This window comes from Bradyrhizobium sp. Mp27 (genome assembly GCF_029953005.1).
Classification (GTDB): domain Bacteria; phylum Pseudomonadota; class Alphaproteobacteria; order Rhizobiales; family Xanthobacteraceae; genus Bradyrhizobium; species Bradyrhizobium barranii.
Genome location: NZ_JASAUS010000230.1, coordinates 1 through 8,237 on the forward strand (window position 1 = coordinate 1; position 8,237 = coordinate 8,237).

The 8,237-nt window shown below is 53.6% G+C and carries 5 protein-coding genes; 1 reads left to right on the plus strand and 4 read right to left on the minus strand.

Annotation, left to right across the window (positions count from 1 at the left end):
• Positions 1–82: 82 nt before the first annotated feature.
• Positions 83–208: a hypothetical protein gene (locus QJT78_RS46165; RefSeq protein ID WP_281460663.1), complete on the minus strand. Its 126-nt coding sequence runs from the start codon at positions 206–208 to the stop codon at positions 83–85.
• Positions 209–471: 263 nt separating this feature from the next.
• On the opposite strand from QJT78_RS46165, the gene QJT78_RS46170 reads away from it, so the two are divergent.
• Positions 472–855: a hypothetical protein gene (locus tag QJT78_RS46170; protein ID WP_157790063.1), complete on the plus strand. Its 384-nt coding sequence runs from the start codon at positions 472–474 to the stop codon at positions 853–855.
• Between the two features lie 740 nt (positions 856–1,595).
• On the opposite strand, the gene QJT78_RS46175 is transcribed toward QJT78_RS46170, so the two are convergent.
• The 3 genes from QJT78_RS46175 to QJT78_RS46185 all read right to left on the minus strand — a co-directional run bounded on the left by QJT78_RS46175 (position 1,596) and on the right by QJT78_RS46185 (position 7,312).
• Positions 1,596–4,763, minus strand: coding sequence for an AAA family ATPase (locus QJT78_RS46175; RefSeq protein WP_080587052.1), 3,168 nt, complete (start codon positions 4,761–4,763; stop codon positions 1,596–1,598).
• Between the two features lie 87 nt (positions 4,764–4,850).
• Positions 4,851–5,633: an enoyl-CoA hydratase/isomerase family protein gene (locus QJT78_RS46180; RefSeq protein WP_038976541.1), complete on the minus strand. Its 783-nt coding sequence runs from the start codon at positions 5,631–5,633 to the stop codon at positions 4,851–4,853.
• On the minus strand, positions 5,630–7,312 hold the full coding sequence (locus QJT78_RS46185; protein ID WP_080587051.1) for a radical SAM protein: 1,683 nt from the start codon (positions 7,310–7,312) through the stop codon (positions 5,630–5,632). Before QJT78_RS46185 ends, QJT78_RS46180 begins: the two co-directional genes overlap by 4 nt.
• Positions 7,313–8,237 lie beyond the last annotated feature (925 nt).

Consider the following 8,237-nt stretch of genomic DNA (forward strand, 5'->3'; position numbering starts at 1 on the left):
CGCTATTCTTACGACTATCCTTCGACATTGTGACCTCGCGACAAACCATTCCGCGAGATCTTCTAGCCGACCAGATCAGCCCTTAGCGCGTGGTCCCTGCATGACGCTCACGATACAGGAACGCTCCGAGCAGCTTTCCGTAGTTCCTCCTGAAGTCTCCGTTGAGCTTGGCGATCTTCGATAGCTCTGAAGACGTGTCGTCGGTCATGGATGCTGGCTCCTAACGGCGGCTACCAGCACCCTATGAACCACTGTTTTGCGCGACGGCGCAAGAGCAAATTTCGGTATATCATAATTCTTGAAGTCCGCTTATCTCACGGATAGCGGCGAACGGTGCGTGCTTAAAGACACACGGCCGTCAACCAATATTGCTCCCAACACGGCGAAAGAGACCTACCAGATTCTAAATACCTCCATTGGAGCCGCAAACAATATGTGCGGCTCACGATCCCAAACCCAATGGAGATATGCATGGCCGATGCGCCGCCGCTCTGGGAGTCAGAGCCCACCTCGAATCCTTCCCCTTACACACCGCCTCCCTCGAAGCGCAAGCCAGAATATCGCGATCGATACCGGATTGGCTTTCCGACCGACGTTCTCGAATGGTTGAAGCAGAACGAACCAGCCGATTTCGGCGAGCTGATGGACCTGCGCAAGTCTCTCTATGCGCGTCGCACGAAGGGGAAGTATCGCATCAGACTTGCCGGCCTTACATCGGTCGGCGTGCAGAAAATGTTGCTGACCGGCCCAGCTCGCGCGGTCCTCATCCTTAGTGACAAGGCCCGTCACTTCCTTCTTCGCACACTGTGCAGACTTCGCAAGGCTCGTCGTTGGCAGCCGATTCGATACCGATGACGTCATCTGAGCAGGCATGCCGGGAGCAATTGGCTCGCCTGATAAACACGATGCCATTCGTAGCGGCGGCGGCAGTGACGCTTACGATGAAGAAGCGCTATGCATATCGATTTGGAGCGGCTTTAATCGCTAACCGCGGTGCTACAGAAGCCACGATGATACGAGCCGCTGCGGAGCGGCAGATTGAAATTCGAATGCGGCCCGGCGGGGATGGCTTGACGGCTTACATAGTGCCAGCATGCCAGCAATTCAGGACTGCGAGTTCGGCGCAGTCGTGAGGCACTAACGCAACGGAACGATTCTAGATTCGGCCATGAGGAATCAATGCGGGAGCTTCGCGGCACCTTTAGCAGAACGCGATCCCCTACCGCTCCCCGGTCGATCACTTTGTGGTCAGAATAGCCATCACGCTGAGAGCCGTTGATCGCGAGCTTAACCCTGCATAGGTTGAGCTCTCCAAGTACTAATCGGCGCACGCGCATTCAAGATGACAGAATGACTATTCTAAGGTCGGGCTATTGACGTTGAGGACACAAGCGGTCCAAGCCCGCAGAGCAGTTGAGCCATTGCCATGTCACAGGGTCGGCGAATGCTTTCAACGGGATCAGAGCCGGCCAACGTAGCCGGCATTCCTCTATTGTCGTTCAATATCCTCGGCGACGCACCGGAGCGCCTCTGCCGCTCCACGACCGAAATATTGCTCGAAGTACATGTCGCTTGTACTCTAGGTGAATAATCGTTCAGTGACGAGCACTATATCGCCCCGAGTTTTCACCAAGAGAGCGAGACATCTTCGCGTTTGGAGGAACACTATCGTGTTCGAGCGCCTCAAGTAAGCTCGCTTCGAGGTGGCGTGCATCTTGTTTACGCGCCAATTCGAGCGCCCGACACAGTGATGTTTCTACGGTTTGGCACTCCTTTATATGCCCTCGCATGCGAATTGCCGAACAATGGAGCCGAACCAACTCCGGAACCCACCACATTTCTCTCTTTTGTTCAGCGGTTTCTATTGCCTTCATCACAATCCGAGAAGCGGACTCATGATCGCCGTCCTTCAGATGAGCCCGAACAAGCAGGGAAGTAAAATATGCGAGAAAAGCGAACGCTCCCAGACGCTCCCAAGTCCCGATTCCCTCAGTCATCATCTTGACGCCCAGAGCCGCGTTCGTTTCAGTAGCATGCAACCACCAGCCCTTCATAATCGCTCCACCGGTCCGCCAGAACGTAAATCGCTGTTGAGAGGAGAGTTCAATTAGCTTCTCGGCTTGTACTAGGACCTCTTCGGTTTGGCCCGTGAGCTGTAGCAAGACCAGCGAGTAATTTAACGACATGCAACGCGAGAATGGATGATCCAAGTTTTCGCTTTCTAATATACTTCGTTTTTCCATGTTTAGTGCGGCTTCAGTTTCCCCGAGCAAAAACAAATTGATCGATGCCATAGAAGAAGCGGCGACAAATGGATCTACGCCAAACGTAAACCGGTGAGACGCATGCAGCTTGCGATCGTAGTAGCTCATGCTCACCTCAAAATGCCTCATCGCTCGCGTAAGCTCCCCAACCTGAAACGCGCAATTTGCGACCGCGCGATGAGCCTCAACTAGCAAGGAGGAATCTGGATTGGCTTCAGCGATAGAAAGCAGCTCCCCTGCAATCTCGGAAGCCTCAATCATGTCAGAGCGTACGTAGTAAAATCGGTAAAGGCCGTGAAGCGCCGGAAACAGCCCTGTCGATAGATTGAGACTACGACTTAATTCGCGAGCTTGCTGGAAAATGCTCCCAACCTTTGGCGTCGCATAGCCTTCTATAGAACTTTGTACGACTCCCGCTTTTAGCAGTAGTTGCATCTTCTGTGCCGCAGTCGCAGCATCTGCAGGAAGGTTGTCAATGATTCTTAAGGCAGCGCTCAAATGATGCGCGGCCTCTTGAAGGGCGGATCTCTCGATCGCCTTGTCGGCTGCCCTGCAAAGAAATGGGAGCGCCTTACTCTCCAGCCGAGCTTTTAGCAAATGGTGCGCTACAATTTCGGGATTGTCAGAACAAATTGCAGGGAGCCTGATCTCTATCGCTGCTGCCACTTTTGCATGCGCGTCCCGGCGGTGCGCTGTAAGCGCGAACTCATAAATCTTCTCTTGAATCAAAGCGTGTCGAAAGGCCCACTTCCGCCTTGGCGGAACGCCAGAAGGCTCTAGAATTCCAGCATTGCCCAATTTTTGCAGCTCTGACAAAAGGAGCTCGGGATCGCCATCCCAAATCCTGACAATTGTCTCATGTTCGAACTCACGCCCGATTGTCGCGCATAAGTTGAGGATTTCGCGATTTGCATCTACGCGATCGATGCGCGCGTTCAGCGATTGCTGAAGCGTTGCTGGTAGCTTGATCGGAACTCCGCCGTGGTTTCCCACGTCCTCGATTACCAGGCGGGTTAGCTCTTCGATGAAAAGTGGAACGCCATCGGCTCTCGCGTTGAGCGATTCGAGAACCTCGTGGCTGAGTAATCTATCGTAGGCAATCTCTGCAATGAGATCGAATGTCTGTTGCCTATTGAGACGAGGCAAATGAATGTTAAGGGGCTGGAGAGGCTCGATCCAGCTCCGGTCGCAGTCGTCTCGGAATGTAGTGAGAGAGCAAGCTCGTGCCTTCGTCGCTTTTGGCAGAATGGTTGACAACAGTTCGATTGTAGATGGATCTGCCCAGTGCAGATCCTCCACAACCAGCAAAACCGGCTGCGATTCGGTTTCGCGGAGCAGCCAAGCGGTAAGAAGCTCGCCGAACATCGCCTTTTGTTGTTGCGGCGTGTAGTCTCGCGCGACGACGTGCCCCTCTGGCGGTGGGATCGAGAGAACCTTAGAAAGAATGGCGATGTGGTCTGTTGGGTCCGCAAAGCGCAATTGCAGAGCTCGCGTGAGTCGATCGAACCTTTCACTCTGGGGAGTACCTGATAGACCGAGCGTGTCTGTTAGGAATTTTACGAATGGATGAAGTGCTGACTGTTGATAAAGCGGCGAGCATTTTAGAACGATACTTAAAAACTTCTGTTCTTTGAGAGCTGCAAACAATTCGCGCAATAATCGCGATTTACCGACTCCCGCCTCCCCAATGATCGCAGCCAGAGTTCCCTCTCCCGCCAATGCACGCTCCCACAGCTGCGCAAGTAGGCTGATTTCTCTTTCTCGGCCTATCATCCGACTACGGGTGGGACCGCGACGGAGTTCCTCGCCCATTTCTGCGGCATGCACTTCAAAGATGTTGATCGGACGGTCGATGCCTTTGACTAGCTTCGATCCGACGTAGCGACAGTCGAAACTAGCTCCCACGAGATCGTAAGTTTCCTGACTTATGATTGTCGATCCTGGGTTCGCCAGATTTTGCAAACGAGCAGCGACATTCGCAGCCTCTCCAACGATACCCATCTGCTCCATCGCCGTCTCGGATCTGATATCGCCAGCGATAACTAGTCCGGTGTGAACGGCCGCGCGTATCTGGAGAAGGCCTGCGCTACTCGGTAAGGCATACCGCTCGTTGAGTACACCTATGGCTTCCTGCAGGTCGAGGCATGCTTGAATTGCTCGCAATGCATCATCTTCTCTCGCTACGGGGAAGCCGAAGTGGATCATTATCCCGTCACCCTCAAATCGGTCTAGGTGTCCTTGATATTGATTGACAATGCGCGCAGCAATTTCCCTGAAACTACGCAGCAGCTCCCGAAAAACTTCCGGGCCCAAGCTGGATGTCAGGCTAGATGAACCCACTATGTCCGCAAAAATGAGAGTAAGTTGCCGATGCTGCGCTGCATCTGGGTCGACAGCGGTCCGTATCGGCGGCTTTTCACTACTCAGCGGCACGCCGCAATTTGAACAAAAGCGTTGCCCTGGCTGAACGGTCACGGCACAAGCTGGACAAGTTAGCATCTCGCGAAGCCTCCAGTTGTGAGCCTAACTCCAGTACACACCAATTGAGTTTGACGATCTGCACGATAAGGTTTGACGATCTTCCTGCTATGCTTCCCCTCGGTTCGCATTCTTGCTAGCAAACCGATTTAGCTGCTCCTCAATATATTTCGTGTCGCCGCTCGAGTAGCCGAATATGGCCTCGATTTTCAAAGCCTGATCCATCGATTTTCCGACAACTTCTAGAACGGTCTCTTTCGCAGATTGTAAGGCCCCTTGGCTCTTGCTAACCAAATTGTCCGCGTACTCTTGGGTAGCACCCAGCAATGCTTCTGCGGGCACGACACGCGTTACCAGACCAATCGAAAGCGCTTCTTCTGCTGAAATCTCTCGGCCAGTAAAGAGGATGTCCATTGTACGAGATACCCCAATACTATTCACGAGCCTCACAATTCCCCCGTCACCATGATGGAAACCGCGGTGGATTTCGTAGCTACCAAAGCGGGCCTGGTCGCTTGCAATTCTCACATCGCACGCTAATGCTAGCTCGAAGCCCCCGGCTAGTGCCCATCCGTTTACTGCTGCGATCACTGGCTTTTTAACTCGGATTCCACGCGTGATGCCCCCTAGACCGTGCATAACGTTGTCGCGAACGTCTTGAAAAGTTCGCGATAACCATTTTGGGATATACTCCTTCAAATCGGCTCCAGCACAGAAAGCCTCGCCAGCGCCAGTCAGTATTGCCACGTCAAGATTCGGGTCGCGGTCAAACGAAAGCCAGAAAGAAGTTAGCTCTTCGTGCATTGCGGTGTTGATAGCATTGCGTGCTTCGGGACGATTCAGGGTAACAGTAGCTATCCTGTTGGCACTGGTCACGATTATGGTTCTCATAAATTCTCCCCTGTGGCTTTTCGATGGGCTGGTGTATGTTTTGCAAGCTTTAACCCAATCCATTTGCTTGTCCGAAATCCAAGGGGCGCGAGAAAATGCCGCTTAGTCTTCAGACGTGATATGTGCGCGGGGTCGAGCACACTCCGTACGCAGTAATCTTGCTTTTGCTGCATGGTCAAAGTTCTTGATCGAGATACACGGAATCGCTGCACGTCCGCGACCGTTGTGCAGACCATCCGCTCAATCAGAATACCCACTGGCCGCCAACGGAATCGCTTCGCGACTGCAGATCCGGAAAAGGCCTGACGAAGAGCAAGTCTCGAAAGATTTTCCTTCAGCGTTTCGATGAATGATTTCCCGCTCCTTTGCTCTATTTGGTCGCCCACGAGGATGCTCGACAAATTCCAATCATGGTAGAACATGTCCTTCGAGATGGAGTTGGACTCTTTGTGTTTTTCAAACAATACGCTACCGCGGAGCGCAACGAGATCCGCGCTAAACTGGTAGTCACACACGACGCCCGTGGGGCGGGTTCGTCGGATCTTGATTGTGGCGGGAGGCAAAATGAACAAGCCTACGACAAAGATACCCTGATCTCTCAATATTTTATAGACTCGCACATACATGTTGATTGGATCGGCTGCCCGCACCCCTTTGCGATGTGCCTTGAGCCATTCGGGGTCTAGGGTTTCGATCCCCATCATGCAGAAGCGCATTCCGGCCCGATAAGCGAGGCTCGCGAAATTCGGATTTCTGTGAATAGTGTCGCCGCGCAAGAAGCATCCGAAACGCAAGTCGAGGCCGGTTGTGATCATCTCATTGAGCAGGGAGACCGCATGACGCTCATCACCGCCAAAATTGTCATCAGTGAAGATGATTTCTCCGACTCCAGCATCCTTTAGAGCCTGCAATTCGGCGATTACCTTTCCGACAGACTTGTAGCGCTGCTTGTAATACCAAAACGTGTTTATGTTACAGAAGTCGCAGCGGTGTGGGCAGCCGCGAGAGATCTCGACCGCTGCTCCGAGGCCATGGCTCATGCCCAAGCCATATGGCTTAAGATCGAAGGCGCTCCAGTCGGGTGGCGGTGCAGATTCAAGATCGATCAACTCGGTAGTATGAAGCGAACGTCGGCAAGACCCACTATCCATCCAGAATAGATTGGGGACATGATCGAAGGAGCGACAACCCATCAGTAGAGCGGACACGAGTCTCCTAAAGGGAACCTCGCCTTCTCCCGTAACAACAAAGTCCACACCGGCAGCAAGCCACCGCTCTGGCCACGCAGTAGCGTGATTTCCACCAACCACGATCTTGACGCCGGGGTTAACTTCTCTGGCGAGCTTGATCGTAAGTTCGGTGTCTAGGGCCTTTAGCGGCGACATACAGGATATCGCTAACAAATCAGCCCATCCCAGACGCTCGCGATACTCGGGCAACGAAATTCGGGCAACGTATCCGTCAAGGATGGAAATAGCGACTGGTAAGTCCTTTATAGTCGCGGCGAGAACTGGGTAGACTGCACTTGGAAACTTAACAATCTCGCCCAATGTGTCGACCGGGACGGGCCAGGAGTCGACGAGTGTTTTCGGGTGCAGAAACAGAACTCGCAGACGGTGTGACGTCTGCAACCCGATACTTACACATTCGGAATCGGCTAACGCTGTTTCTGCCGCCATGGTAGCTGTCCCGCGCAGCGCCGAACAGAACCTTCCTATTTGCAACCTAGCATATAGTGCGAAGGTTGGATAGCGGGCCGTCCAGGCGAACCCTGCGGAGAACTGATACTGGGAAATCGAGCGATGGAACTGGCAAATTATGATGGTTCCGCTTCGGCGGCCCGGTCTGTTTTGGCTTGGATGCTGCGCCGCCACCAGCGTCACGGAGATCTGTATTGAGGGCGAACATGCCAGCCAGAAAGACGAGAAATGTCCGGAAGGACAGCATGTTAGATAATGACTATGAGCGCGTTTGCCCAACGTACGGCCTTACGCAACGAGGGCTGAGCATGGCAGCGGCTAAATTGAATCCGCCAGTGCTCTTTTGAGGCTGCATCTCGCCGTGCGAGCGTTACGTGGGCTGAGCGATCGGATCGCGGGTGGCTACTCGCTGACTTCGTCAGCCTCCGTAGAGCAGATCTCAATTCCGAGCGGCTTCTATAACCAGTTCGCCTGTGAGGCTTTACACAGCTGCTCGCTCCCCCTCGGCTCCCCGACTAAACTGCAAATCGGCAAAGTCCTTTGGAGCAAGTGCAATCTGGTCTGCGCTCCAACCTTGAGAGGGTTGAGCTCTCCGTTTGATCTACGTTCTCGATGTCCGGTTTGGCCAAAAGCGGACCCCAACCATCGTTCGTGCAGATACCCGGAGCTGACATTCATTAGACCTCGTGCCATTTCCGGAACGGACGAGGCGATTGAGATAAGTGTTGTTGTCGCGCCCACTACTGGGCAGGCGAGCGTCCGCATTGGTTGGATCCCGTATGCCAATCGTCAGGGGAGCTATGGCGGAATCTGGGTGATGACGGTGTGAGGAAGGCGGCGTATCGAGGCGGGTGACGAGCCTGCCAGAACCTCTCGAGGAGAGCGATACGCCATGACCGAGACT

Excerpts from the sequence above, each read along its gene's own strand:
- QJT78_RS46170 (WP_157790063.1), top strand. The coding sequence starts at position 472 with ATGGCCGATGCGCCGCCGCTCTGGGAGTCAGAGCCCACCTCGAATCCT.
- QJT78_RS46165 (WP_281460663.1), bottom strand. The coding sequence starts at position 208 with ATGACCGACGACACGTCTTCAGAGCTATCGAAGATCGCCAAGCTCAAC.
- QJT78_RS46185 (WP_080587051.1), bottom strand. The coding sequence starts at position 7,312 with ATGGCGGCAGAAACAGCGTTAGCCGATTCCGAATGTGTAAGTATCGGG.
- QJT78_RS46175 (WP_080587052.1), bottom strand. The coding sequence starts at position 4,763 with ATGCTAACTTGTCCAGCTTGTGCCGTGACCGTTCAGCCAGGGCAACGC.
- QJT78_RS46180 (WP_038976541.1), bottom strand. The coding sequence starts at position 5,633 with ATGAGAACCATAATCGTGACCAGTGCCAACAGGATAGCTACTGTTACC.